Source organism: Micromonospora sp. NPDC049891, from assembly GCF_040660295.1.
Classification (GTDB): Bacteria; Actinomycetota; Actinomycetes; order Mycobacteriales; family Micromonosporaceae; genus Micromonospora.
The window spans coordinates 39743-63841 of sequence record NZ_JBFAML010000034.1 but is presented as its reverse complement, the minus strand read 5'-3'; the positions used below and the strand labels follow the sequence as shown (position 1 = coordinate 63841).

The 24099-nt window shown below is 67.2% G+C and carries 20 protein-coding genes and 2 pseudogenes; 7 read left to right on the top strand and 15 right to left on the bottom strand.

Going from position 1 to position 24099, the window contains the following annotated elements:
* Positions 1-89 precede the first annotated feature (89 nt).
* Complete coding sequence (locus tag AB0I71_RS28830) at positions 90-233, bottom strand: hypothetical protein (RefSeq protein ID WP_357589889.1); 144 nt, start codon at positions 231-233, stop codon at positions 90-92.
* 15 nt (positions 234-248) lie between these two features.
* On the opposite strand from AB0I71_RS28830, the gene AB0I71_RS28825 reads away from it, so the two are divergent.
* Both AB0I71_RS28825 and AB0I71_RS28820 read left to right on the top strand, forming a co-directional pair.
* The gene (locus AB0I71_RS28825; RefSeq protein WP_357589888.1) at positions 249-713 is read left to right on the top strand and encodes a PadR family transcriptional regulator; all 465 of its coding nucleotides are present in this window, start codon (positions 249-251) and stop codon (positions 711-713) included.
* A complete protein-coding gene (locus tag AB0I71_RS28820) occupies positions 713-1012 on the top strand; it encodes a DUF3861 domain-containing protein (protein ID WP_004939927.1) in 300 nt (99 codons plus the stop codon). Before AB0I71_RS28825 ends, AB0I71_RS28820 begins: the two co-directional genes overlap by 1 nt.
* A 27-nt stretch (positions 1013-1039) precedes the next feature.
* Here the strand turns inward: AB0I71_RS28820 and kdpE are convergent, their stop codons facing one another.
* From kdpE to AB0I71_RS28795, 5 genes and pseudogenes are all read right to left on the bottom strand, one after another.
* Complete coding sequence (kdpE, locus tag AB0I71_RS28815; RefSeq protein ID WP_016928747.1) at positions 1040-1729, bottom strand: two-component system response regulator KdpE; 690 nt, start codon at positions 1727-1729, stop codon at positions 1040-1042.
* Between the two features lie 16 nt (positions 1730-1745).
* Positions 1746-2432 carry an ATP-binding protein gene (locus tag AB0I71_RS28810; RefSeq protein WP_357589898.1) on the bottom strand — a complete coding sequence of 229 codons (687 nt, stop codon included), beginning with the start codon at positions 2430-2432 and terminating at the stop codon, positions 1746-1748.
* A 36-nt stretch (positions 2433-2468) separates the two neighbouring features.
* Positions 2469-4442 carry a two-component system sensor histidine kinase KdpD gene (kdpD, locus tag AB0I71_RS28805; RefSeq protein ID WP_357589885.1) on the bottom strand — a complete coding sequence of 658 codons (1974 nt, stop codon included), beginning with the start codon at positions 4440-4442 and terminating at the stop codon, positions 2469-2471.
* A gap of 73 nt (positions 4443-4515) precedes the next feature.
* Positions 4516-5091, bottom strand: coding sequence for a potassium-transporting ATPase subunit KdpC (kdpC, locus tag AB0I71_RS28800; RefSeq protein WP_357589883.1), 576 nt, complete (start codon positions 5089-5091; stop codon positions 4516-4518).
* Positions 5092-5103: 12 nt separating this feature from the next.
* Positions 5104-5583, bottom strand: a pseudogene (locus AB0I71_RS28795) (potassium-transporting ATPase subunit B); the annotation flags it as partial.
* Between the two features lie 38 nt (positions 5584-5621).
* Between AB0I71_RS28795 and AB0I71_RS28790 the strand changes: the two are divergent.
* The 3 genes from AB0I71_RS28790 (at position 5622) to AB0I71_RS28780 (ending at position 8359) form a co-directional block, all read left to right on the top strand.
* Positions 5622-6698: an ABC transporter permease subunit gene (locus AB0I71_RS28790; RefSeq protein ID WP_357589881.1), complete on the top strand. Its 1077-nt coding sequence runs from the start codon at positions 5622-5624 to the stop codon at positions 6696-6698.
* Positions 6699-6707: 9 nt separating this feature from the next.
* A complete protein-coding gene (locus tag AB0I71_RS28785) occupies positions 6708-7661 on the top strand; it encodes a carbohydrate ABC transporter permease (RefSeq protein WP_357589879.1) in 954 nt (317 codons plus the stop codon).
* Between the two features lie 107 nt (positions 7662-7768).
* A complete protein-coding gene (locus AB0I71_RS28780) occupies positions 7769-8359 on the top strand; it encodes a hypothetical protein (RefSeq protein WP_357589896.1) in 591 nt (196 codons plus the stop codon).
* A gap of 278 nt (positions 8360-8637) precedes the next feature.
* On the opposite strand, the pseudogene AB0I71_RS28775 reads toward AB0I71_RS28780, so the two are convergent.
* Positions 8638-9177: pseudogene (locus AB0I71_RS28775) on the bottom strand (transposase family protein); the annotation flags it as partial.
* 770 nt (positions 9178-9947) lie between these two features.
* Between AB0I71_RS28775 and AB0I71_RS28770 the strand changes: the two are divergent.
* The gene (locus tag AB0I71_RS28770) at positions 9948-11243 is read left to right on the top strand and encodes a cellulose binding domain-containing protein (protein WP_357589877.1); all 1296 of its coding nucleotides are present in this window, start codon (positions 9948-9950) and stop codon (positions 11241-11243) included.
* A gap of 473 nt (positions 11244-11716) precedes the next feature.
* Here the strand turns inward: AB0I71_RS28770 and AB0I71_RS28765 are convergent, their stop codons facing one another.
* The 3 genes from AB0I71_RS28765 to AB0I71_RS28755 are packed head-to-tail and all read right to left on the bottom strand — an operon-like array spanning position 11717 to position 15224.
* Positions 11717-13060 carry an MFS transporter gene (locus AB0I71_RS28765; protein WP_357589875.1) on the bottom strand — a complete coding sequence of 448 codons (1344 nt, stop codon included), beginning with the start codon at positions 13058-13060 and terminating at the stop codon, positions 11717-11719.
* A complete protein-coding gene (locus AB0I71_RS28760; RefSeq protein ID WP_357589873.1) occupies positions 13057-13884 on the bottom strand; it encodes an SDR family NAD(P)-dependent oxidoreductase in 828 nt (275 codons plus the stop codon). Before AB0I71_RS28760 ends, AB0I71_RS28765 begins: the two co-directional genes overlap by 4 nt.
* Positions 13881-15224: an NAD(P)-binding domain-containing protein gene (locus tag AB0I71_RS28755; RefSeq protein WP_357589871.1), complete on the bottom strand. Its 1344-nt coding sequence runs from the start codon at positions 15222-15224 to the stop codon at positions 13881-13883. Before AB0I71_RS28755 ends, AB0I71_RS28760 begins: the two co-directional genes overlap by 4 nt.
* 126 nt (positions 15225-15350) lie before the next feature.
* Here AB0I71_RS28755 and AB0I71_RS28750 point away from each other — a divergent pair, with 126 nt between their 5' ends.
* A complete protein-coding gene (locus AB0I71_RS28750; protein ID WP_357589869.1) occupies positions 15351-16481 on the top strand; it encodes a helix-turn-helix domain-containing protein in 1131 nt (376 codons plus the stop codon).
* Positions 16482-17665: 1184 nt separating this feature from the next.
* Here the strand turns inward: AB0I71_RS28750 and AB0I71_RS28745 are convergent.
* The 5 genes from AB0I71_RS28745 to AB0I71_RS28725 all read right to left on the bottom strand — a co-directional run bounded on the left by AB0I71_RS28745 (position 17666) and on the right by AB0I71_RS28725 (position 24047).
* The gene (locus AB0I71_RS28745; RefSeq protein WP_357589867.1) at positions 17666-18712 is read right to left on the bottom strand and encodes a hypothetical protein; all 1047 of its coding nucleotides are present in this window, start codon (positions 18710-18712) and stop codon (positions 17666-17668) included.
* Positions 18676-19497 (bottom strand): hypothetical protein, encoded by an 822-nt coding sequence (locus AB0I71_RS28740; protein WP_357589865.1) that lies wholly within the window; start codon positions 19495-19497, stop codon positions 18676-18678. The genes AB0I71_RS28745 and AB0I71_RS28740 overlap by 37 nt, the downstream gene beginning before the upstream one ends.
* A gap of 4 nt (positions 19498-19501) precedes the next feature.
* On the bottom strand, positions 19502-19729 hold the full coding sequence (locus tag AB0I71_RS28735) for a hypothetical protein (protein ID WP_357589863.1): 228 nt from the start codon (positions 19727-19729) through the stop codon (positions 19502-19504).
* Between the two features lie 395 nt (positions 19730-20124).
* Positions 20125-22749, bottom strand: coding sequence for a hypothetical protein (locus AB0I71_RS28730; protein WP_357589861.1), 2625 nt, complete (start codon positions 22747-22749; stop codon positions 20125-20127).
* A complete protein-coding gene (locus AB0I71_RS28725; RefSeq protein WP_357589859.1) occupies positions 22746-24047 on the bottom strand; it encodes a CHAT domain-containing protein in 1302 nt (433 codons plus the stop codon). Before AB0I71_RS28725 ends, AB0I71_RS28730 begins: the two co-directional genes overlap by 4 nt.
* Between the last annotated feature and the right edge of the window lie 52 nt (positions 24048-24099).

Below are 24099 nucleotides of genomic sequence, written 5' to 3'. Positions count from 1 at the left end.
GCTATCGACGCTGTTTAGATATATCTAAACAACCTCGTATTGATGTTCACTGTTAAGCGAGGTATCACCTTATGTTTCATCGATTAGGTTTACACCGGCATCACCACCACCATCATGAGTGCGAAGAGGGCCGCCGTCATCGCGGCGGGCGCCATCACTTCGGCGGCGAAGGCGAAGAACACGGCCGAGGTGGGCGTGGTGGCCGGGGCGGGCGTCATCGTCTGTTCGAACACGGCGATCTGCGCCTGGTGTTGCTGGCGCTGGTGGCGCGCAAGCCCAGCCACGGGTACGAATTGATCAAGGCGATCGAGGAAGCGTCATCCGGCCTGTACGTGCCGAGCCCGGGGGTGATTTACCCCACGCTGACGCTGCTGGAAGAACAGGATTTCCTTGAGCCGCTCACCACCGGCAACGGCCGCAAAAGCTACCGTATCACCGTGGCGGGCGAGGGCGAGCTGCAAAAGCATCAACAGGTGGTTGACGTCATTCTGGCGCGCCTGGCGGGCGCCGGCCGCGAGCATCATCGGCACGGCAACCTGGCGGAAGGCATCTACGACGCCATGAACCGTCTGCGCAGCCTGCTGCGCGGCAACGTGATGCGCGCCGATCTCACGCCGCAGCAGGTGGAGCGCATCAACGCCGCGTTGCTGACCGCCGTGGCGGCGATCGAAAGCGAAATGCATATTCAACCCACGCAGCAGGAGAAGAACTGATGCCCGGCCACCGTTTTAACATTACCGTTGAAGCCCTGAGCGATCGCCAGGGCAACCCCGTCGAGAAAGCACCGCTGAGTTTTGAGGTGACCAACCACGACGATATTCTCGAGATCGTCGAGCGCATTCGGGCGCGTGACGATCTGAACTTCGGCCCCGAGCAGAGCGCGGCCTTCGCCGTAGGATTGAAGCTGTTCTCCGAAGTGATGATCGAAAACCGCAAACACCCGGTGTTCGCTCCGCTGCGCGAGGCGTTTAAGGAATTTATGGTCGGATTGAAGAAGGGCCCGGCGGCGTAAAGGCGCGGCAAACCGTGCCCACCGGGGTTAAGGCATGAAGCGATAGCCGACGCCGGTTTCGGTCAGCAGGTGTTTGGGCCGGGCCGGATCGGCTTCGAGCTTCTGCCGCAAATGGCCCATGTAGATGCGCAGATAGTGGCTGTGCTCCACGTAGTTCGGCCCCCAGACGTGGCTCAACAGCTGGCGTTGGGTGATCACCTTGCCGGCGTTGGCCAGCAGCTCCGCCAGCAGGCGAAACTCGATCGGCGTCAGATGCAGATCTTCGTCGTTGCGCAGCACCCGGCGATTCACCAGATCGACGGTAATCGCCGAAAAGCTCACCAGCGGGCTTTCCTGTTGGTTAGCTGAGTGGCGGCGCAGTGCGACCCGCACCCGTGCCAGCAGCTCGCCGATGCCGAACGGTTTGCTGAGGTAGTCGTCGGCGCCGGCATCCAGCGCGGCGATCTTGTCCTCTTCGGCGTTGCGCGCCGACAGCACGATCACTGGAATGGCGCTCCACTGCCGCAGATCGCGGATGTAGCTCAGCCCGTCACCGTCCGGCAAGCCCAAATCCAGGATGATCAGATCCGGTTTGCGCGTGCCGGCTTCAATCAACCCGCGCTGCAGCGTTTCACTTTCAAATACCCGCAGACCTTCGCTCTCCAGCGCGGTGCGCACGAAGCGGCGGATCTCTTTTTCATCTTCAACAATCAGAATGTTGGTTGGCGTTATGCTCACGTTTCCCCTGCGTTGATTACAGATCGAAGGCGTCGCCGTCGATCTCGGGCGGTTTTTCCAGCGGCAGCACGAAGCGGAAGCTGGCGCCGCCGTTGGCGCCGTTTTCCGCCCAGATGCGGCCGTCATGCACTTCAATAATGGCACGACAAATCGCTAACCCCAAGCCGACGCCGGGGATCGCCGACTCTTTATTGCCGCGTGAAAACTTGTCGAAAATTAGCTGCAGCTGATCGGCGGGGATGCCGGGGCCGTTATCCCAGACCTCGACTTCCAGCCACTCGGGCAGCGTGCGGGCGCGAATGCCGATGGTGGCCTCGGCGCCGGCGTATTTATTGGCGTTTTCCAACAGGTTGGTGAACACCCGTTCCAGCAGGCTGCCGTCGCAGTTGACCAGGATCTGTTCCGGCGGCAGCTCGACCTCGATCGGATGCTGGCTGAGCAGCGGCTCCAGCATGTGCAGCGAAGCGCCGACGATCTCTTCCAGCGACTGCCACTCTTTACGCAGACTGAAACCGCCGGACTGGATGCGCGCCATATCCAGCAGGTTGTTCACCAGCCGGGTGGTGCTCAGCACCTGCTGGCGGATCTGGCTGGCCTGGGTGGCGTGATTGGAGCCTTCGGCCGCCAGGTCCAGCGTGAGGATTTCCGCCTGGCCGAACAGTACCGTCAGCGGCGTGCGCAGATCGTGCGACAGCGCCGCCAGCAGCGAGTTGCGCAGCTGTTCGCGTTCGGCGTCCAGCTAGGCTTCTTCGGCGCTGCGCGCCAGGTGCAGTCGTTCCAGCGCGCTGGCGATCAGCACTGCGAAGGTTTGCAGCAACCGCTGCTGTTCCGGCACCATCAGCTGGCGCAGGTTATTGGGCTCGATCGCCAACAGGCCGAAGGTCTGCTTGGGGGTATTGAGCGGCAGCAACTGGTAAGGCACGCCGGGCAGGGTGTCGGTGCCGGCGCCGGCCGGCAAGCCTTTATCGAAACTCCAGCGCGCGATGGCTTCGTCTACCGACAGCAGCCCGCCTTCCTCGCCGACCATTTGCTGCAGCCGGCCGCCTTCCTGCGGCAGCAGCAGCACGGTTTTCGCCTGGAAGCTGCTGGAGAGGAAATGACGGCTGGTGTTGGCGATGTCGGCCACGGTCAGCGCGCGGCTCAGCCCGCGCGACATTTCGTACAGATGGCGCGCCCGCTGCTCGCGATAGCGCGCCACCCGGGCCTGATAACGCACCCCGGCGGTCAGGTTGCCGATGATGATGCCGACGGCGAGCATCACGCCGAAGGTCAGCAGATACTGCATATCGCTGACGGCGAACGACCATTCAGGCTGAACGAAGAACAGATCGAAACTGGCGACGTTGATCACCGCTGCCAGCACCGATGGCCAGCGGCCGAAGAACAGTGCGACGATCGCCACGCCGAGCAGGTAGACCATCACCAGGTTGGCCTGATCGAAGCCCGGCAGCAGCCACTGCGAGAGCAGGGTGATCAGTGCGCACAGCGCCACCGCCACCGCGCAGCCGCGCAGCTGCATGCGCCATTTCTCATTGAAGCTGCGGCCGTCGTGCTCCTTGCCCGGCGGCGGCTGTGCGGCGTCGCTCTCCAGCGCGACGATCACCAGATCGAGATCCGGGCCCAGCCGGCCGAGGCGATCGGCGAAGCTGCCGCGCAGCTTCCAGCGCTGCTCGCTGCGGCGGCCGATGATGATTTTGCCGAGGTTATGTTCGCGGGCGTAGCGCAGCACCGCACGCTCTTCGGACGGATCGGCCAGGGTAGCGGTTTCGGCACCCAGTTCCTGCGCCAGCCGCAGCGCGCGCAGAATGGCGCGGCGCTGGTTTTCCGGCAGCCGGTGCAGCTTGGGGGTTTCCACGTAGACCGCATGCCAGTGGCAGCCAAGCCGCGCCGCCAGCCGGGCGGCGATGCGCACCAGCTTTTCGTTGCCGCTGTTGTGGCCGACGCACAGCAGAATGCTGTCGCGGGTGTGCCACACTTTCTCGCGCCCCTGAGTGTCACGAAATTCGCGCATCTGGTCATCGACCCGATCGGCGGTGCGGCGCAGCGCCAGCTCGCGCAGGGCGATCAGGTTACCTTTGCGGAAGAAGTGCTCGATGGCGCGCTCGGCTTGGCCGGGAATATACACTTTGCCTTCGTGCAGCCGTCGGCGCAGATCGTCCGGCGGCAGATCGACCAGCACCACTTCGCTGGCCTCGTCAAACACGTGGTCGGGCACCGTTTCGCGCACCCGCACGCCGGTCACGCCGCCCACCACGTCGTTCAGACTTTCCAAATGTTGCACGTTGACGGTCGTCAGCACGTCGATGCCGGCGTCCAGCAGCTCTTCCACATCCTGCCAGCGTTTGGGGTGGCGCGAACCGTGGGCGTTGCTGTGCGCCAGTTCGTCCATCAGGATCAGCGCTGGGTGGCGCGCCAACGCGGCGTCGAGGTCGAATTCCTGCACCAGTCGCCCACGATGCTGGATGCGCTTTTGCGGCAGCAGCGCCAGGCCGTCGAGCAGGGCGGCGGTCTCGCTGCGGCCGTGGGTTTCCACCACGCCGACCAACACGTCCAGCCCCTGAGCGCGCAAGCGCTGGGCCTCCTGCAGCATGGCGTAGGTCTTGCCGACGCCGGCGCAGGCGCCGAAGAATACCTTCAACCGGCCGCGCGGTTTTTCATTGGCCAGCGCCAGCAGGCTGTCGGGATCGGGACGCTGCTGTTCTTCTTCGACCATGACAATTCCTTGTGTTACCAAGCAAAAAGGGGTTCGGCATGCCGAACCCTATCACTATGCTGAATACGGCGCGTTACTTCAACGCATCCAGCGCCAGGTTCAGCTTCAACACGTTCACCACCGATTCGCCCATGAAGTTGGGCGTGGCCCGATCGGTGTTGTCTTCGATCAGTTTGGCGACCTGTTTCGGCGGCAAATGACGCGCCGCCGCGACCCGCGCCAGCTGATACCGCGCCGCGGCGATCGAGATCTGCGGATCCAACCCACTGCCGGAGGCGGTCAGCAGATCGACCGGGATCGGGCCGCTCATCGCAGGATTGGCCTGGCGCAGCTGCGCTGCGCGCTCGGCGATAGCCTTATCCAGCGCCGGGTTGGTGGCCGCCAGGTTGCTGCCGGCGGAGGCCAGCGAATTATAGGCCGAATCGCCGGTGGCCGATGGGCGGCCCCAGAAATAGTCGGCGCGCGTGAAGTTCTGGCCGATCAGTGCGGAGCCGACCGCCTTGTCGCCCTGGTACAGCAGCGAACCGTTGGCCGCGCCCGAAAACAGCAGCTGCGCCAGCCCGGTGGTCAGCAGCGGATAGGCGATGCCGGTGATCAACGTCAGCAGGATCAGCATCACCAGCGCAGGTCGTAAATACGTCATGTTCATTTCCCTCAATGGTTAACCGGCGACGTGCAGCGCGACCAGGATCAGGTCGATCAGTTTGATGCCGACGAACGGCACCAGCAGGCCGCCGACCCCGTACAGCCACAGGTTGCGGCGCAGCAAGGCCGCGGCGCTCAGCGGTTTGTAACTCACCCCTTTCAACGCCAGCGGGATCAGGAACACGATCACCAGGGCGTTGAAGATCACCGCCGACATGATGGCGGAGGCAGGGGAGTGCAGGTGCATCACGTTCAGCGCGTTCAGCTGCGGATAGGTGGCCGCGAACGCCGCCGGAATAATGGCGAAGTATTTGGCCACGTCGTTGGCGATGCTGAAGGTGGTCAGCGAGCCGCGCGTCATCAGCATCTGTTTGCCGATGTGTACCACTTCGATCAGCTTGGTCGGGTTGGAATCCAGATCGACCATGTTGCCCGCCTCTTTGGCGGCCTGGGTGCCGGAGTTCATCGCCACCGCCACATCGGCCTGCGCCAGCGCGATTACCACCCACTGCTCCTGACGACGAGGTTGGACAGATGACGGACGCCACGGTCAGCATCCCCGTGACCGCCACCGGGCTCGAACCGGCCCCGGAGCCCGCGAGCAGTTCGCGTGCCCAGAACCGCAAGGCCCGAAAGAACGCAGCGAAGGATCCCAAGCGCAAGATCACCTGGGACCTGGTCTGGGCGCAGCGAGCCCTGCTCGCGATGGCCGTCCCGCTGCTGCTGTACCAGATCCTGTTCAAGTACGTCCCGGTCTACGGCTGGGCGATCGCCTTTCAGGACTTCAAGCCGGCTCGCGGCAGCAGCCCCTGGCCGGGTCCCCGCAGCCTCTGGAACCAGCAGTGGGTGGGCCTCGAGAACTTCTACAACCTGTTCACCGGTGTCATGGGTGAGCGGTTCATCCGGGTCGTGATCAACACGATAGGACAGTCGGTCCTGACCCTGACCGTCGGTACCCTCGGGGCCATCGTCCTAGCGCTGCTGCTGAACGAGGTCAAGAACCTGCCGTTCAAGCGAGTCCTTCAGAACATCACCTACATGCCCCACTTCCTCAGCTGGGTGATCGTGGCGAGCATGGCATCGGTGGCGCTCTCGCTGCCCTCCTCCGGCGGGTTCATCAACCAGGGCCTCATGAGCCTGCACATCATCGACCAACCGATCCTGTTCCTGACCGAGCCGAACTACTTCTGGGGGATCGTCGCCGGGACGAACCTGTGGAAGGAGCTGGGCTGGAACACGATCATCTACCTGGCCGCGATCACCGCGATCGACCCGAGCCTGTACGAGTCCGCCGAGGTCGACGGAGCAGGCCGCTTTCGCAAGATGTTCAGCATCACGCTCCCGAGCATCAGGCCCACGATCGTCGTGCTGCTCATCATCAACAGCGGCTGGATCCTGTCCACGAACTTCGAGCTGCCGTACTTCCTCGGCAACGGCCTGGTGTCCGACAGGTCCGAGACCATCGACGTCTTCGTGCTGCGCTATGGCTACGAGCTGGGCAACTACAGCCTCGCCATCGTCGCGGGCATCTTCAAGACCATCGTCGCCGTCATCCTGGTGGGCGCGGCGAACCAAGCGGCCAAGCGCCTCAACCAAGAGACGCTGGTCTAGGAGGACTTCATGTCAAGCACCACTGTCGCGAAGCCTCTGGCGCGGCGCGCATCACGGGGCGGGTCACGGCGTCGCAAGTGGACGACCGAGCGGATCATCTTCACGACGCTCAACACGACCTTCCTGCTGGCCCTCGCGGCGGTCATGGTCTACCCGCTGCTGAACACGCTCGCCATCTCCCTGAACGACGGCATGGACGCCGTCCGTGGCGGGATCGGCATCTGGCCTCGGGACTTCTCGCTGCAGAACTACAACGTCGTGTTCAACATGCACACGATCTACCAGGCGTTCTTCATGAGCGTCCTGAAGACGGTCGTGGTGGTGGCGACAAACCTGTTCTTCACCTCGATGCTCGCCTACGCGCTCAGCCGCACAGAGTTCATCTTCCGCCGCCCGATCACCGTGATCTTCGTGCTGACGATGTACTTCGACGCCGGGCTGATCCCCAACTACCTGCTCATCAAGGACCTGGGCATGCTGAACACCTTCCAGGCCTACTGGGTGCCGACGATCATCAGCGCGTTCAACCTGATCATCCTGCGCACGTACATCAAGTCGATCCCTGAGGAGATCATCGAGTCGGCACGGATGGACGGTGCGGGCGAGTTCCGCACGTGGTGGCAGATCGTGATGCCGCTGTGCAAGCCCGCGCTGGCCGTGGTGGGTCTGTTCGTGGCGGTGGGCAGCTGGAACGCCTGGCTGGACACCCTGCTCTACGCCTCGGGCAATCCGGCGTTGACCACCTTGCAGTACGAGTTGCAGAAGCTGCTGTCGAGCTCGATGAACGCCGGCGTGAACTCCGTGGCCGCCACGGGCGCCACGGCCTCTGGCGGGCAGGTCACCACACCGATCGCGCTGCGGTCGGCGATCACCATGGTGGCGGCCGTCCCCATCCTGTTCGTCTACCCGTTCCTGCAGAAGCACTTCGTGTCCGGTCTCATGATCGGCTCCGTGAAGGGCTGATCGCGTCGGCCTCCCGCCCGCCGCAGGAGGCCGACCCCGTCCTCAGGACCCGCAACTGCGCACACTGAAAGGCCCCGACCATTCTCCGTTTCAACCCCGCGTCGCGACTGTGGCGCATCCTGGACTCGCTCGGCTCCATCATCCTGATCAGCCTGTTCTGGCTCCTGAGCCTCGGCCTTGTCGTGACGGCGGGAGCGGGAACGGTGGTCGCCTACGAGGTGTGCCGCCGGTACGTCCTGGGCAAGGACGGTGGCGTCCGGGCCATTGCTTCGAAGGCCTTGCGGCAGAGCTGGAGGCAGGCGACCGTCGTCGGTCTGCTGGCCGTCCCGGTCGCGGCCGTCGGCATCCTCTCGCTCTCCTACCTGCCCACTCGCGGGCTGGCCGAGGTCTGGGTGCCGCTCATTGTCGTCGGACTTTTCCTCCTGCTCCTGGTCTTCTGGTGCCTCCCCCTCGTAGCCCGCTTCACCAACCCCACCTGGCGCCAGGTGCTCAACGGGCTCACGTTGGGGCTGACGACGCCCAGCCTGACGTTCCTGCTCGGGATCGTCGTGGTCCTCGGGGGCGTCGCCATCTGGAACTTCATGCCCGCGGTGTTCGTGGCGCCCGGCCTGATCCTCCTGTGGTGGTGCTACCTGCTCGAGCGGTTCTTCGTCGCCCGGGGGTACGTGCAAATGGAGCCGAAGGAGGCAGAGGCCTGACGCTCTCCAGCCGTGGACCTGAGTTGTCTCGTGAAGCGGCTCGCGGCGATCTTGTACACAGAACGGTGGGGGTGGACCAGCTTCGGTGGCCTGGGCACCGACGTATGGGAGGTGCGAGTGGGACGGCAGGTTCGCCGGTTCCGGCACACCCCTGACTGGACGTTTAATCCACGCTGGTGGCGAGAGCGGCGGATTCCTATATCGGTTCTGATGACCGGGCGGGTCCTAAGGGACGTCTCGTAACTGGGTGAAGGAGTTGCCCGGCACCGGCCCGGTGGTCAGCCGGCGAGGATGATGTTGTGGAGGTTGGCGATGCCGGAAGCGGCGTCGGCCAATGTGTGGGCGGCACGGCGGTAGTCGCGCAGGATCGTGAAGCACTTCATCCTGGCCAGGGCGTGTTCGACCCCTGCGCGGACGGTGCGGTGTTCGACGTTGAGTGCTTCTTTCCAGGCGGGCAGGTCGGTGCCGTCGGCAGGCTTGCGGTACGGCATGATCACCTCGGGGTTGCCGCGGTAGCCGCCGTCGGCCATCACCGGCCGCCCGTCCAACTTCTCGGCGATGCCGGAGGTGCGGTAGACGATGGTGTCGTTGCGGTTGCCGGGCTGCGGGTCGCCGACAGCGACGACCAGGCGGGTGCTGGCGTCGATGGCGACCTGCAGGTTCGTCGAGTACCGGTAGTTCTTGCTCCGGGCGGCCAGGCGATGGTCGCGGGTGGGGACCAGCGTGCCGTCGACGATCGCGATCTGCTCGACCGGCCGTTTGCGTACCGGCGCCAGGGCCAGCAGAGGGGCGAGGGTGTCGATGACCCGGTGCGCCGCGGGGCCACTCGCGGAGGCTTCGCAGGCGAACACCGATGCGTTCGGCGGTGCGGGCCGCGAGGATGGGTCGGCTTGCGCACAGGTCGGCGATCTCGTCGAGATTGTCCAGTCGGTTGAGGTCAACCAGGAGACCGGTTGCCGTTCCGGTGAAGGCGGGTTGGGTGGCGAGCCACCGTGCCGATTCGATCAGTGTGGTCCGGTCGGCACTGGACGGCTGGTAGCCGGATCGGACGGCCGCGCCGCGGGACAGCGGGGCAACGATCGTCAGCGTCAGGTACGCCGCCTCGACGGGGGATCGGCCGCTTGGCGGTCGGCTGATCGTTTTGGACGGCCGCCGGTTGAGTGGCCATGGCGTGCGGCACGCCACCGGCCAGCGGTACCACCTCGCCAGCGGCGCCGTTCACGCCGCCCATGCCGGCACCCTCGTCCGCCGTAGCGGCTCCGGCACGGTGCGCCGGACGGCTGCCCAGGGAGCGCCCGCCTGTCGCACAGTGCCGCGGACGGTAGAGCCATCAGATCGATACGAGTTCTGGAGGCGTTTGTATCGGACAGATCCAGCCATAGAGCGACCTGGCTACGCGATCTGTTGACTTTCATCTGATGACCGTCGTACCGTTCGCAGTGACAGCCTTCGATGGCGGGCATGGCGACCGGGCCGGCGCCGTGTTACCGGGCGGCCTCTGGGCGCGGTCGTCAATGGGTGTTGGGGTTCGCAAGCCCAGTTCCCTGTCTACGTATGCCGGCATTCGAACGGCAGAGGGAGTTCCATGATGTCCAGGCGTAGATCCCTCTTTGGACCCGTCGCGTTCGCAGTAGCTCTCGTCTTGGCCACGGGTGGCACGATGCTGAGTGGCGGCCTCGGCGGCACCGCGTCGGCCGCGAATGCCGTCCCACTCGCGGCGACGGCCGGATGTGGCAAGGCCCCGGGATTGAACAGTGGCACGCACACGATCCAGAGCGGCGGCCAGAATCGCAGCTTCATCCTGCGGGTGCCCGCCAACTACAACAACAACAACCCGTACCGGTTGATCTTCGCGTTCCACTGGCGCGGTGGCACCATGAACGACGTCGCGTCGGGCGGGAGCAGTGGCAGCATCTGGTCCTACTACGGGATGCAGGAGCAGTCGAATAACAGCGCGATCCTCGTCGCACCGCAGGGTATCGGCAACGGCTGGCCCAACTCCGGTGGTCAGGACATAACCTTCGTCGACGACATGATCAGGCGGATCGACGATGCTCTCTGTGTCGACACGACGCTGCGCTTCGCCCTCGGTTTCAGCTACGGCGGCGGCATGAGCTACTCGATCGCGTGCAGCCGGGCCAACGTCTTTCGGGCGGTCGCGGTCTACTCCGGCGCGCAGCTGAGCGGATGCAGCGGCGGCACCCAGCCGATCGCGTACTTCGGCCTGCATGGCATCTCGGACAACGTCCTGAACATCTCTCAGGGCCGTTCGCTGCGGGACACGTTCGTACGCAACAACGGCTGCGCCGCCCAGAACCCGCGCGAACCGTCGCAGGGCAGCGGGCAGCACTTCACCACCCTCTACTCGTGCCGGGCGGGTTACCCGGTGCAGTGGGCCGCGTACGACAGCGGCCACGGGCCAGCTCCGGTGGACGGATGCTCCGGCTGTGAGGACGGCGCCCGGACCTGGACCAGGGCAGAGGTGTGGCGGTTCTTCGCACAGTTCGGGGGCACCCCGCCGACCACCCCACCCACGACCCCGCCGACCACCCCACCGACCACCCCACCGACCAGCCAGCCGCCGGGCAGTTGCACCGCCACGTACAAGGTCGTGAACCAGTGGCAGGGCGGCTTCCAGGGTGAGGTAACCGTGACCGCCAGCGCCGGCGCCCTGACCGGGTGGCGGGTCAGCTGGACCTTCGCCAACGGGCAGGCCATCACGCAGATCTGGGGCGGCCGCAACGCACCGAGCGGCAGCACCCAGAACGTCACCAACGAGAGCTGGAACGGCAACCTCGGTGCGGGCGCCTCGACCACGTTCGGCTTCCTCGGCACCTGGAACGGCACCAACAGCATGCCCGCCCTGACGTGCGCGCGGGCATAGCCGTGACGATCACCTGCCACTTCTGGAGCGGCGCCCAGGTCACGTACTACATCACCTGGTTCAGCAGCACGGTCACCGACACCACCAGCTGACCTCGACAGGGTGCCGCGGCCTACCACCGGCCGCGGCACCCTCCACATCCGACGGCGAACGCTCACCATCGACACGATCCGTCCGTATGCGCCCTGGCCGAGCCGGGAGGGCTACACCAAACGGCCAGCACCGCGCCCAGGCGCTGCTCGACGCCGGCGTGCGCCGGGTCCTCATCGAACGCGTCGCTGATTGACCAGCCGTCGATGCGGCGGTGCGGGACGCTTTGGCAGCGGTGGCACCGCGTGATCGCCGAACCCGAACCGGCGCAATGCCGGCAACGTCAGCCCCCGTTCTCGCTGCTGGCTCCCCGCCCGATGCTCGGGACGCTGGCCATGCGAGCTTTCGCTCGGCGACCGGTGTCCGGCCTGAGCACGCAACGCTCAACCGGTGTGGCGTGTCCGATCCAGCTTCCAGCGCACTTGGAATGTCAGCGCCGCGGCCATCAGCACCGCCGGGACCACGGTGAAGCCGATCAACAGGGCGGTGTGGGCGGACTCCGGCTGCGTCACGGTCTGCCCCTCGGTGGTGGCGATGAAGCCGCCTAGGGCGAGCACGGCCGAGTACACGTACGGGCCGATTGCGGTGCCGGTGGCTTCGGTGGCAGTCCAGACACCGGTGTAGGCGCCAGCCCGGACGGTACCGCGCTGCTCGGCGGCCGCGACCGCATCCGGGACCATCGAGAACGCGAACAGCTGCAGCCCGGCGAACGCGATGCCCAGGACGCCGACCACCGCGACAGCCGGCCCGGTGCCGTAGCCGAGCAGCGGCGCCAGCGAACCGGCCACGAAGACCGCCTGGCAGATCAGCAGGCCACGCTGCTTGCCGATGCGCCGGGACACCTGCATCCACACCGGACCGGCGATGACCGCTGGACCGAGGAACGCCCCCATGAACACGGCGGTTAGTCCAGAGTCCTCGAAGACGTACTTGGTGTAGAACGGCAGCGCTGCGAGGAACAGGTGAGTAGTGGTGCCGGTGAACAGGTAGGACAGCACCAGCGCGCGGAAGTCGGGGTCCCGCCAGGCGACCGCGATGTCACCGATGGTCGAGTGGGCCGCCTGCTGGTCGGGCATCCGGAAACCGGCGTGGGCAGTGAGACGCCGTACCCCGGTCAGTGCGACCAGCCCGGAGATCACCATGACGCCGGAGAGCAGCAGGGCCATCCAGCCGTAGTCGCCGCGCCGTCCCGACTCCACCAGCGCCGGTGCGGCCACACCGGCACCAAGCAACCCGAGGGTGAGGAAAAGCATCCGGAACATGAACACCCGGGTGCGCTCGTGGTACCCGACTCGAAGATCGGACGGGGTGGTCAGGTAGGGCACCTGGAAACACGCGAAGAGCAGGTTGCCGGCGATGAACCAGCCGCCCACCCAGAGCGCCGCCGATGCGCCGGAGAAACCGGCGGGCACCGAGAACATCGCCACCATGGCCACCGGAAGCAGCAGACCGACCCGCAGCATGCCGAGCCGGTGTCCGCTGCTGCGCGCTTCCCGGTCGGATCGGCTGCCCAGCATCGGATGCACGATGATGTCGATGATCTTCGGCAGCAACAGGGTGAGACCGGCCAGGAACGGCGAGACCCCGAGCGTATTGGTGAGGAAATAGAGCAACAGCAGGCCGGGAACGGTCACCCAGACGCCCATCCCGACCGAACCGGTGGCGTACGCGATCAGGTCACCTGCCCTGGTCCGCACCTCGCCCGCCGCCCCGCGCAGCGCCGTCATCGGGTCGCCTCGTGCCGTGCGACCACACCCGCGGCAAGCTCGGCGCCCTGGAACGCGCCGGAGCGGACCCGGCCGGCGAGGATGCGCGCCACGATCCGATCGGTCAGCGCGGGCAGGTGACGGGCCAGGAAGAACTCGACCGCGCCCCGCCGGGTGGTGGGTAGATCACGGCGAGGACGACGACTGAGCGCGGCGCGCAGCACGGTCCGGACCACCCCGTCCAGCGGCTCGTATTGGCTCATGCCCTCCAGCGAGAGCCCGGCCGCGGCCGTCGAGTCGTGGATCGGGCTTCGTACCGCCGACGGGTACACGCAGGTGACGCCGACATGGGTGCCGAGCTCCAGACGCAGCGCGTCCGCGTAGGCGACCAGGGCGCGCTTGGAGGCACCGTACGCAGCGGCCAGCGGCAACTGCATGACGGCCATCCGCGAGCTGAGCATGACGATCCGGCCACCAGAGGCGACCAGCGCGTCCACACATGCGGCGGTGACCCGCCAGGTGCCCAGCAGGTTGATGTCGAGCTGGCGGCGTACTTCCGCGCCCGGCGCCAGTTCGGCCGGGGCGGGCCCACCGATCCCGGCGTTGTTGATCAGCAGGTCGAGCCCACCGAGCTGGTCAATTGCTTCGCGTACCACCGCCGGCACCGCGTCGTCGTCGGTGATGTCGCAGGCCAGGACCCGGACCGGGTCATCAGCGCGGGGGGCCAGGTCCAAACCGACGACCTGGGCCCCCATCTCGTCCAGCCGGGCACAGATGGCCCGGCCGAACGTGCCGGAGGCACCAGTGACGAGGACACGCAATCCGCGGGGGTCTCGGGCGCTCAAACCACACTCTCCTCGGCGGTGAAGGTGCGTCCGCCCCGGGCGAGGCGATTCCGGCCCGCCGCGACCTCCCTGGGCAGGTCGGCGACGTACCGGTCGAAATCGATACGCATGTGCGGCCGCGCGTTCGTGCCCCACCGCTCGATGGCGGCGCGCAAGGCTCGCTGCACGGCGTGCTGCTGTTCGTCGATGCCGGGCAGGGCATAGCCGCCGGAGAGATACGCGGCGACCAGTTTGGCCTGGACCTCCACGACCGGCAGAGCGGCACCGGTGGACTGCATCAGGCCGACGAATGCCAGGCTGGGGTCGTCGAGATGGAAGACCCGCTGGTACAGCGGCAGCTGCTGGGGGTCGGGGCCCAGCCATTGAGGGGACAGGAACGGGATACTCACCCGGTACCCGGTGGCCCAGACGATCACGTCGACCGGGTCGGCGCTGCCGTCGGTGAACATCACCCGTTCCCCGTCCAGCCGTTCGATGCCGGGACGTGGGGTCACCTCGCCGTGGGTGAGCCGGTGCAGGATCGTGTCGCTGATCGTCGGATGGTTCTGGAACAGGCCACCGGCCGGGGCGGGTAAGCCGTACCTCTGCGGGGTCCCGACGGCGAGCCGCAACAGGGTCTCGGCGATGCGCTGCCGCAGCCGCCACGGCAGGGCGGCGAGGGTGCCGCCGGTCGCGTCGGCCGGGCGGCCGAACAGGTACTTGGGGACGATGTGGACGCCGCGCCGGGCGGAGAGCAGGACCGGCCCCCGAGCGACGTGCGAGGCGTCCACCGCGATGTCCATGGCCGAGTTGCCCATGCCGACGATCAGCACCCGCCGATCCCGGAAGACGTCCGGAGTTCGGTAGTCGTGGGCGTGCATCTGGGTGCCGTGGAACGTCCCCGGATAAGCCGGATCCGGATAGCGCGGATGCCAGTTGTGGCCGTTCGCGACCACCACGGCGTCGTACCGCTCGGTGTCACCGGACTCGGTCGTCACCGCCCAGAGCCGGTCACGCTCGACGCGGGTGACCGTGCTCCCGAACCGGATGTGTGGAATGAGCCCGAACGACTGCGCATAGTCGGCCAGGTAACTGGCGACGTGACTGGCCGACGGATAGTCGGGCCAGTCCGCGGGCATCGGAAAATCCGCGAACTCGGTGCGGCGTTTGCTGGTGTTCAAGTGCAGGGAGGCGTACGCCGGAGACAGGCCGCTGCTGTTGTCCCTGACCCACAGGCCACCGGGCCGGTCACCCTTTTCGTACGCCACCACCGCACAACCGGCGTCGAGCAGCGCCTTCACCGTGGCGAGACCGGCCGCTCCCGCACCGATCACCGCCACCCGACTCGAAGAAACGGCCATGGTGCTCCTCGACGGTTGTAGCTTCCGCCAAACCGTAGGGCCTGGCACGGGGGCGAATACATGGCGTGGACCACGCAGTTTTGGGTTCTTGTTGTAGCGCACCACAACGGCGGGGAGCATGACAGGATGACGCATCCGGACGGCTGGACGACGATGGTGGACCTGATCGAACGCGTCGTGGGCGATGACGAACTGCTGCCGTCGGTGGTCGCCGGAGTCCGTACCACCGTGCGGGAGGTCTCCGCACTGCCCACCTCCGACATCGCCGGGCACACCCGCGCTCTGCTGGTGGCCGCAACCCGCGCATTGGCCGCACGGCGCGGCCCCACCGAAGCTGAGCTGTCGTTCGTCGCGGACCTCGGTGTCACCCGTGCCCGGCAGGGCGTGCCGATCGAATCGGTGCTGGGCGCGATCCACTTCGCCGAGCGCGCGATCTGGGCCCGGGCCCGGGAACTCGCCCGGGACCAAGGCGTCAGCGCCGAGCAACTGCTGGACGTCCGGGACCTCTACGACGACTGGGCCGAGGCCGTCCGGGCCCGGCTGATCAGCGCGCATCGGGCTACCGGAGCCAGCACGGATCCGCTTCCCGGGCGCCGGGACACGGCACTGCTGCGGCGGCTGCTCCAGGGTGGTTCGGCGGCCACGCTGGCAGCCGCCGAGGCCGGCCTTCCGGTCACCGACGGGCTGTGGGTGCTCGTCGCCCGGCCCGGGGAGACCGCCGCCGGCATCGAACGAGCCGTGCGCGAGCACCCGCCGGTGCTGTGCGCAACCGTGGACGACCTGATGGTCGGAGTTCTGTCCCGGGCTCCGTCCGCCCGCCTGAAGGGGACCGGGGCCGTGGCAGGGCTCGCCGGTCCGGCCGAACCGGAGAAACTCGCGCCGGTGCAGCGGCTCGCCACCGCGGCCCTGACCGCCGCCGAGTCCACCGGCCGCACCGGGCTGATCCACATTGCCGATGTGGCCTGGCTGGCGGCGTTGACCGAGCGGGCAGACCTGGCAACGGTGCTGCTCGACCGGTACGCGCCCGCTTGGGCGACACTCGGACCGACTGCCGAATCGGTGGCGCACGCCGTGCTCGCCTGGCTGGAGAGCGACCGCGATGTCGACCTCGCCGGAGCGAGACTTTTCGTGCACCCCAACACGATTCGCAATCGGGTCCGGCGCTTCGCCGCCGTCACCGGCATCGACCCGGCGGGCGCCTTCGGCGCCATGACCGCCTGGTGGCTTTGCCGAACCTGGCTGCACGACGCGACCTGATCTCGCACCGTAGGGCGTGTAGTCGAGGCGGTTATTCCAGTATCGAACGATACGTTGCCGACACAGGATCACCACCCTCCCACCAGACGGGAAGATCGGAGCCGAAAATGGGAAAGAAAAGGCCGTGACCCTTGTTTCCGCAGGTTACGACCTTGATCTTTTGCACGCCCGCCCGAAGGGACTCTAGCCCCTAACCTTCTGTCACGGTCCGTAGTGGCCACAGCCTTGTCGTTGATTGTCATAGATAAACGCTGAGCTGCACCGACATGACCACGCGATAGCCATCCTTTGTCACCGATTGTCGACCACTAGCCTCGATCATTCACCGCTGATGTCGGCCGCTTCGGTCCCGCGCCTGTGATCGCTGGTGTTCGATGCGGTCCGGTCGGGGCATGGTGAGGGGCCGTCTGTCGCGGCGGTGGGCGTGGTCTCCTGGGTCCCCCGGTCGTCGGGACAGGGCTGAGTTGGTCAGCCGAGGGCGGGATTGGCCGCGATCCGGCTGTTACCGTCAGTAGCCATCTCGACCTTGTCACTGGCTGTCGAAGTTCAGTACTGAGCTGCGCAGACATGATTAAGCGATGATCGCTACTTGTCACTGGTTGTCACCCACGGGCGAGGGTTTTCGGGGGCAAACGGGGGCCGACAGGGCGCGCCAGTCCAACGCGTCCCGCTGCCCTACCAGCAGAACACCCGTCACCAAGGGAGCGGCGCGCTCCTACCCATCGCTGCACGCCCGCCAAAACCCAACCGGGTCCGACGCTGTCAGCATCGATCCCGTTGCTATAGCGGCTGATCGATTGGCAGTGCTCCACTCTCGACATCCATGTGGTGGAGCAGCTCGTGGGGATTAGCCTCATCAGCGTCTATAGGCTCTTGGTTCTGCTTCCCTCGCTCTTCGTCTCTTCGCACAGCCTACATCGAGGATCTACGCCGGGCTGCCGCTGGCCGACGGGGCGCGGGGCAGTCGGAAACCCCTCGATCGGCTCTCGTGCAGCCCGCTGGCCTGCCATATCATGCAGGTCAACCGTCGTGCCCCTTTCTGGAACCCCACAGGCATCCTGTGCCCCGATCAGAAATCGGAACCGGTTGGCGCCCCCCCAGCTCCAGCATCAGGTTGCCGCCTGCTGCGCCATACCCTTTACCATGCCCCCGCCGACGTCGTGGTGATCGGTCCACGAGCGCAGCTAGATGTACTGGTTTGCGCCTTCGTCACGTTGTATGAAGTCGTGGTGCACGTCGATGGTGCCGTCCGCATCGATCGAAAGCGCAACCCAAGTGCGGACGTTCACAGGTGCCGACGCCGGCAGGTGGACCAGGATTGGCCCGCGATCGGTGGGGACGGTGAGAGATAGTTGAGCGCGGGCGAGGGCAGCACCCGCGGTGAATGCCCGGACTTCGACGTCAACGGGCAGGTAGAGCCCATCCCTGCACTGCCTGACGATCATCCTCTCCGGCTCTCGACCGTCGAGCACGTCTTTTACGAGTTCCACGTGCTCGCTAACTTTCCGCGCGTGGTAGATATGCTGCTCGGCGTCGCCGGTAGCGATGTAGGCGTGCAGGTCCAGGTCCGGAACCACTGGATCCCAGGAGAGCTTGAGGGTTGCTTGCGGGGCGACGAGCTTCGGTTTGGGTGGCGGCAGCGCGGCAGCGATCTGCTGCTGAAAACTGCTGCAGCCCGGTGCACCCGGATGTACATAGTCGTGCACATGTGCCCGATGCCGCCGACTCTGGGGAACGTAGATGATGGCGGAAGGGCTTACCGGCCCGTACGCAGCCAAGATGACAACCGCCTTCGGCAGGCCACCGCTGTAGTCGGCCAAGGCCTGTCCAGGATTCTTGGCAGCCGGCCGCAGGTATTGTTTTGCCTCGACCGCGAGGACCGTGTCACATTGTGGATCGGGGCCTGCGAGGAACCTGTAGTCGGGTTGGATGCCGTTCTTGCGTGAGGCACCGATCGGGTTGTGGTACGGCGACCGTAGCTCGGCCCAGAGTTCGATGGGACCGGCAGCGCTTTCCATGTCCGCTATGGGAGTGGCCCGAAAAGGGAAGGCCAGTATGCCCTCCTGGACTCGGAAGGTCAGTCGTTCGGGGAGCGCTTTGTCGAACTCAGTCACGAGCCACGCCGAGTAGAACTCGTGCCTCCGGCCCCAGATCGGCAACGCGAGCATTGTCTCAACGGCCTCGCGCAGCACCTCTACGTCGACGGGCGCCAATCGAGGTCGTCGAGCCATTCGCGGAGTCTGGCTGCGGTCCGGGCTCCACGAGACCGATCTTCTGCTGCCATCGCCGCTTCCCCGTGCAGGCCGAACAGACGAGTGGGGAGCCAGTTCTCTGCGTCGCTAGTTCGGACAAGGTCGGCGTCAGGCGGGAGCAGGTCAGAGACACTAGACCGAAGCGAGAGCCGGTTGGGAGCCAAAGATCGGGCCCTGTCGAGGTACGCACGCAGCACGGTCATCGCCTCGGCCACTGCGCCATCGAGTGCCGAGTCGCCGGTCGGCGCTGGTGCGGGCAGATCATCTGGCCAAGAACCGGCGGTGTAGGTTGCGGCCCACACTTCCAACCCCGACGGCCGATCGCTGATGTGATGCGCGAAGGGGAAGGTCCATAGCTGACGGTGTGTGATCTCGAGCCGCAGCACGGTCTCGATGCTTCTCTGGGTCACGCGCGCCTGCTCACGGAACGCGGACAGCAGAAGATCAAGCTGGTCACTCTCGGAAAACTCGTACACGATCCGTAGGTTGTCGCTGGTTGCGCTGGTCGCGGCGATCCGCTCATACAATCTGAGCAGGTCCATCATCATCATTGCGAAGGGCTGCAGCTCGCGCAGCAGCGTGCGTACGAGGGTCTCGGCTGGTACGCCCCGCCGGTGGAACTCTTGGGCTACATCACGTCCCGGGGCTAAGCCAAACTCGGTCCTGACCCTCTGAACGATATCCGCGTCGTAGTCACGCGGGCGCAGTTGCCCAAGCCCGCAGAGCCTCCGCCACAGATCAGCCGCGGAGTCGATGCGATCCACATCGTTAGACTAAAGCTACGGGCGCTCCTCGTCTCGCCAGCGGCCGTATAGAACTTGCGTCACACCGTGAAGCCGGCTCAATGGGACGGCGCAAACTGGCAGGCAGGTCAGCAGCGACCAGTTCGACCAACTGGTGCAGGAACGGCGGCAGCAGCACAGGCAGCAGCTCGAACTGGCCATCGGGCACCATCACCCTCAGCCGGCTCATTCCGGTGGCCAGGAACAGCAGCATCGCCGCAGTGCTCGCTCGGGCTCTCGTGGACGGCGCAGGTTCGAGCAGGGCTTGGCGCAGCAGCAGCCGGCTAAGGCCGAACGTGATGCCGAAGAACCACTGTTTCAGGCCCGGGCACTCAGGCGGAGGCTGACTGGCAGCCAGCGCGTCGAGCTCGGCCTCGACGGCGCGCTCGTGCGACCGGTGACGGCAAGGTGGTCTGGGCGACCATCCACGGTCACGGTCACTCGATGCCCTGATGGCTTGCCCGCACCGGCATGTTGACCGCGACTCGGTTGGCGGACCGCTGGTCAACCGTAGGGCCGCTGTGCGGCTGGCGACTCGGGGACGGCCGGAGAGACCGTGATCACATTCACCGGTGACCAGTCCTCGGTGGGTGTGCGCACAAAAACGGACTAGTCCAGCAGGACGCGGAGGGCATCGAGCCGGGTCGCCAATCCCGGCCGGGCCCGGCGCAGCCCGGCGTGGTCGTCGCGGAGCTGGAGCATCTGTCCCCAGAGCACGTTGCGGCTCTGCTCCAGCCAGGTGACGGCGTCCTCGACGCGGCCAGCACGCAGGGCGAATGCGGCCGCGCCGGTGCCCAGGCCTTGAACGGTGGTCAGGTGCCGCTCGCGGGTCTCCCGGTCCAGCCCGTGCCAGACGAATTCCGGCAGCAGGTCGACGGTGGCCGCGAACGCGGGTATCGCCGTCTCCGCCTCGCCGGTGGAGGCGGCGGTCACCCACAGCCGGGCGGCCTCGAACCGTTCCGCGACGGAGGCGGCCGCGGTCCCGGTGACCGCCCGCCAGCAGTCCACCGCCCGTGCCCGGTCGGGGTCCGGACGGTTCCACAGTGCCCGGCCCAGGGCCGTCAGGGATCGGGCGTGGTGCGGTGTGCCGGGCGGGCTCGCGGCGACGGCCCGCTCCGCGAGGATCAGGGTGTCCTCCGGGACGGTGACCTCCGGCCGGTCCCGTGCCATGTGCACGGCGGCAGCGAGGTTGCACAGGTGCAACGCCTGGTGGTGCGGTGCCGGCGCAGTCTCCTCCACGGCGTGCCGGAGCTGGTCGAGCGCCACCGTCAGGTCGGCGGTATCCCCGCCGCGCTCGAACCGGGTCAGGAGTGCCCCGGCGAGGCTGCCGCGGTACAGGGCGCGGTCGACGGCCTGGCCGGGTGCGGCACGTCCCGCCTCGTGCAGGCAGGTCACCGCCTCCGCCAGGGTGTCGCCGTCACCGTCGCGCTTGTACGACCGCACCAGCGCGATCCCCAGATTGTGCAGGTACTGGCCGCGGTCGGACCGTACCGTTCCGGCGGCCGCCACCGCGTCGCGGCCGGCGCTGATCGCCTCGTCCAGGTCGGCGGCCTGGCCGGTCACGTCGTGGCGGGTACGCAGCAGGTTGCCGAGGTTGGACAGGAATAACGGGCGTTCCGGGTGCCACTGTGGTGCCTGCGCCACCGCGGCCCGGCACAGCACGACGGCGGTGGTGAGATCGGTCAGGTCGCCGGACAGGGTGAACCTGCTCAGCAGCGCTTCGGCGAGATTGACCAACGCGGTGACCCGGTTGACGTCGTGTTCGCCGAGTCCGGCCAGCGCCGCCCGGTAGACGTCGATCGCCTCGTCCAGGCCTGCGCTGTCCCGTCCGTACCGATGCCGGGCATGTAAAGCGCCGCCCAGGTTCAACAGCCGGCCGAAGCGCGCCCGATCGCCCGGGCCGGAGGATTCCAGCGCCCGGCGGTGCACGGCGATGGACGCGTCGATGTCGGCGGTATCGCCGGTCGCGGTGAACCGGGATCGCAGCACCTCGCCGAGTTCGCCCGGCGGCGCCGCGCCAGTGTGCGACAGCACCGCCACCGCCTCGTCGAGGTCCTCGATCCGGCCGGTGGCCTGGTGGCGGCGGTGCAGCGCCCGCGCCAGCGTCGCCCGCAGCCGGCCGGCGTGCCGATCGGTGACATCGATGCCGGCGACCGCGGCGCGGGCGAGCCGGACGGCACCGTTGAGGTCGGCCGGACGCCGCTCGTGCAGGTGGCGCAGGATCCGGATGTCGGCGAGGGTGCCCAGCACGATCGGCCGGTGCGGGGACGACGGCCCGAGTTCGTCCAGCGCCCGGCCGCCGATCAGCAGCACGGTGCGGAAGCCGTCGGCGGACATGCCGGTGTGCGCGGCCTGACCGAAGACCGCCAGGGCGTTGACCAGGACCCGGCCGCGTTCCGGCGCCTCCGGTGGCATCACCCGCATCGCCCGGCGCGACGCGGCCAGTGCCCGGGTCAGATCCTCCTGATCCCCGGTCTCCACCCACCGGTCGTGCAGCGCGATGCTCACCGTCGCCAGGCTGACGCCCAGCTGGGTGGCGTCGGCAGCCGGTCCGGCGACGCCGCGCTCGCCGAATGCCACCGCCTCGTCGAGGTCGGCGAGTACACCGCGGTGCTCGTACCGGTCGCGCAGGGTTTCGCTCAGTGAGCAGAGCAGGCTGGTGGTGACGGTGTCGCCGGACGGCAGGGCGTCGGCCGCGATGCGGCCGAAAGCGATGGCCAGGTCGAGCAGGCCGATGTCCCCGTCGTCGCGGGCCAGGCCCGCGAAACATTGATGCAGATTGCTCAGGGCGTACGAGTGGTGCCGGGGCCCGGTCGGTGCCAGCGCGGTGTGCAGCATCCAGAACAGGCCGTGCCGGAGTGCCTCCGGGTCGCCGGTGCGCTGGTATCCCCGCATCGCCGCCAGCCCGGCCCGCAGCGGGATGCGCAGCGCGGATTCCACCCGTTGCAGGGCGGCCCAGACCGGAGCCGGCACGTCCGGCGCCGGGATCGCCGCGTAGAGCGCGAGTCCCGGGCGGGCCACGATGTCCGCGTCACCGGCGGCGCACGTCCAGTGCAGGTCGGCCAACGTCCGCAACAGAGCGGCGTCAGGCGTGCCGGAGGTCCCCAGGTCGAGCAGCACCCGGCTCAGCAGGGTGGTCAGCCGGTCACGCAGATCCGGATCGGTCGCCGGGTCGACCGGGTTCGGCTGCCCGGCCCGTTCCCGCACGAGCCCGGCCAGAGCGGTGACACTCACGGGCCGGTATGGGTGTACGGCATCCAGACGCTCGGCTCCCCCAGCCGGTCCGCACGCAGGGCACGTACCGCATGGTGCAGGGCGACGGCGGAGCGTTCCGGGCGCAGCATCGCGCCGTCGGCGAGCGATCGGTAGACCGACTCGGCGACGGTGGGAGCCGTGTCGTCCCAGATGGACCAGAGGGTGGCGATGACGTGCCGGTAGCCGGTGTAGTGCAGCGCCGCGGCGAGAGTGATCGCCTCGTCGGGCAGGGTGGTGCCGCCGGTTGCGGTCTTGCACGCGGACAGGTATGCCAGGTCGCTGTGGTACTGCCGGGCGCTGATGTCGGTGACGGTGAGCATGCCATCGGTGAGCAGCACGCCGCCCTGTGCCGGGTCGTCGAGATTCTGGTCGCCGTGGCAGGCGAAGTGGACCCAGCGGTGGCCGGACAGCGCCTCGCGGACGGCGTCCACGGTGGCGCCTGGGCCCTGCAGAACCGTGCTGCCGAGGCCGTCCAGTCCGGTGAGGAGGGCGACCTCGCGTGCCACGTTGGGCAGCGCCGGCTGGCCGGGGGTCTGCGGCATCGCGACCACCAGCAGGGCGTCACGTACCGCGGAGTCCTCCTCGGCCGTGGGGGGCGGGCGCCGGGCCTCCAGCAGCGCCCGCAGCGTTGGCGTGTAGGAGGACACCACCCGTTCGATCACCGACTCTCCGGGTGTCTCGTGACGGCCGGCCGCGTGCAGCGGCAACAGGGTGAGCAGACCGGTCGGGCACCACCACAGGCGCGGCCACCGGTCGCCGCCGGGCGGCGCGGTGAACCCGAGCCTGGTCAGGACCGGCTCGGTGACGTGTTCCCAGCACCATTCCAGCACCAGGGACAGGCGTTGCTCCAGGTCGATCATGTCGAGTTCGTACGTCTGGACGGCCCCCCGCATGCCCTCGTCGTCCAAGGCGCCGGCTCGGTACTGCTCGGACGCGGATGTCAGGGCCAGCGTGACATCCTGGAACCGGTCGACCGTTTCGAGATAGGCGGCGATACGGTTGATAATCTCGGGGTACGTCAGGGAGCCGAGTTCGACGACATCCACCCCCCCGGTGGTGACGAGCAGGGCGTCGCACCGCCAACGGCTCACATTGATGACCACGACCGGACCGTCGGCGGCGGCCGGCAACAGGCTCTCCAGCGACGGGGGCCGGAGGAAATCCGTGAAGCCCGGCAGCTCGCGCACCTCGGCGACCAGGTCGTCCCACTGGCGGGCGAGGGTCATCCGCCGGTCCAGGTGGTGCTGGTGATCGGGCCATGTCTCGGGCTTCGCCATGGAGCACCTCCGGACGGACAGTGTGGGCGCGGCGCCGGCGCACGAACCACCG

Coding starts and splice junctions, on each gene's coding strand:
- AB0I71_RS28745 (WP_357589867.1), bottom strand. CDS start 18,712: ATGGCTCGACGACCTCGATTGGCGCCCGTCGACGTAGAGGTGCTGCGC.
- kdpC (WP_357589883.1), bottom strand. CDS start 5,091: ATGAACATGACGTATTTACGACCTGCGCTGGTGATGCTGATCCTGCTG.
- AB0I71_RS28735 (WP_357589863.1), bottom strand. CDS start 19,729: ATGCTGCTGTTCCTGGCCACCGGAATGAGCCGGCTGAGGGTGATGGTG.
- AB0I71_RS28820 (WP_004939927.1), top strand. CDS start 713: ATGCCCGGCCACCGTTTTAACATTACCGTTGAAGCCCTGAGCGATCGC.
- AB0I71_RS28755 (WP_357589871.1), bottom strand. CDS start 15,224: ATGGCCGTTTCTTCGAGTCGGGTGGCGGTGATCGGTGCGGGAGCGGCC.
- AB0I71_RS28790 (WP_357589881.1), top strand. CDS start 5,622: ATGACGGACGCCACGGTCAGCATCCCCGTGACCGCCACCGGGCTCGAA.
- AB0I71_RS28770 (WP_357589877.1), top strand. CDS start 9,948: ATGTCCAGGCGTAGATCCCTCTTTGGACCCGTCGCGTTCGCAGTAGCT.
- AB0I71_RS28765 (WP_357589875.1), bottom strand. CDS start 13,060: ATGACGGCGCTGCGCGGGGCGGCGGGCGAGGTGCGGACCAGGGCAGGT.
- AB0I71_RS28725 (WP_357589859.1), bottom strand. CDS start 24,047: ATGGCGAAGCCCGAGACATGGCCCGATCACCAGCACCACCTGGACCGG.
- AB0I71_RS28750 (WP_357589869.1), top strand. CDS start 15,351: ATGACGCATCCGGACGGCTGGACGACGATGGTGGACCTGATCGAACGC.
- kdpD (WP_357589885.1), bottom strand. CDS start 4,442: ATGGTCGAAGAAGAACAGCAGCGTCCCGATCCCGACAGCCTGCTGGCG.
- AB0I71_RS28785 (WP_357589879.1), top strand. CDS start 6,708: ATGTCAAGCACCACTGTCGCGAAGCCTCTGGCGCGGCGCGCATCACGG.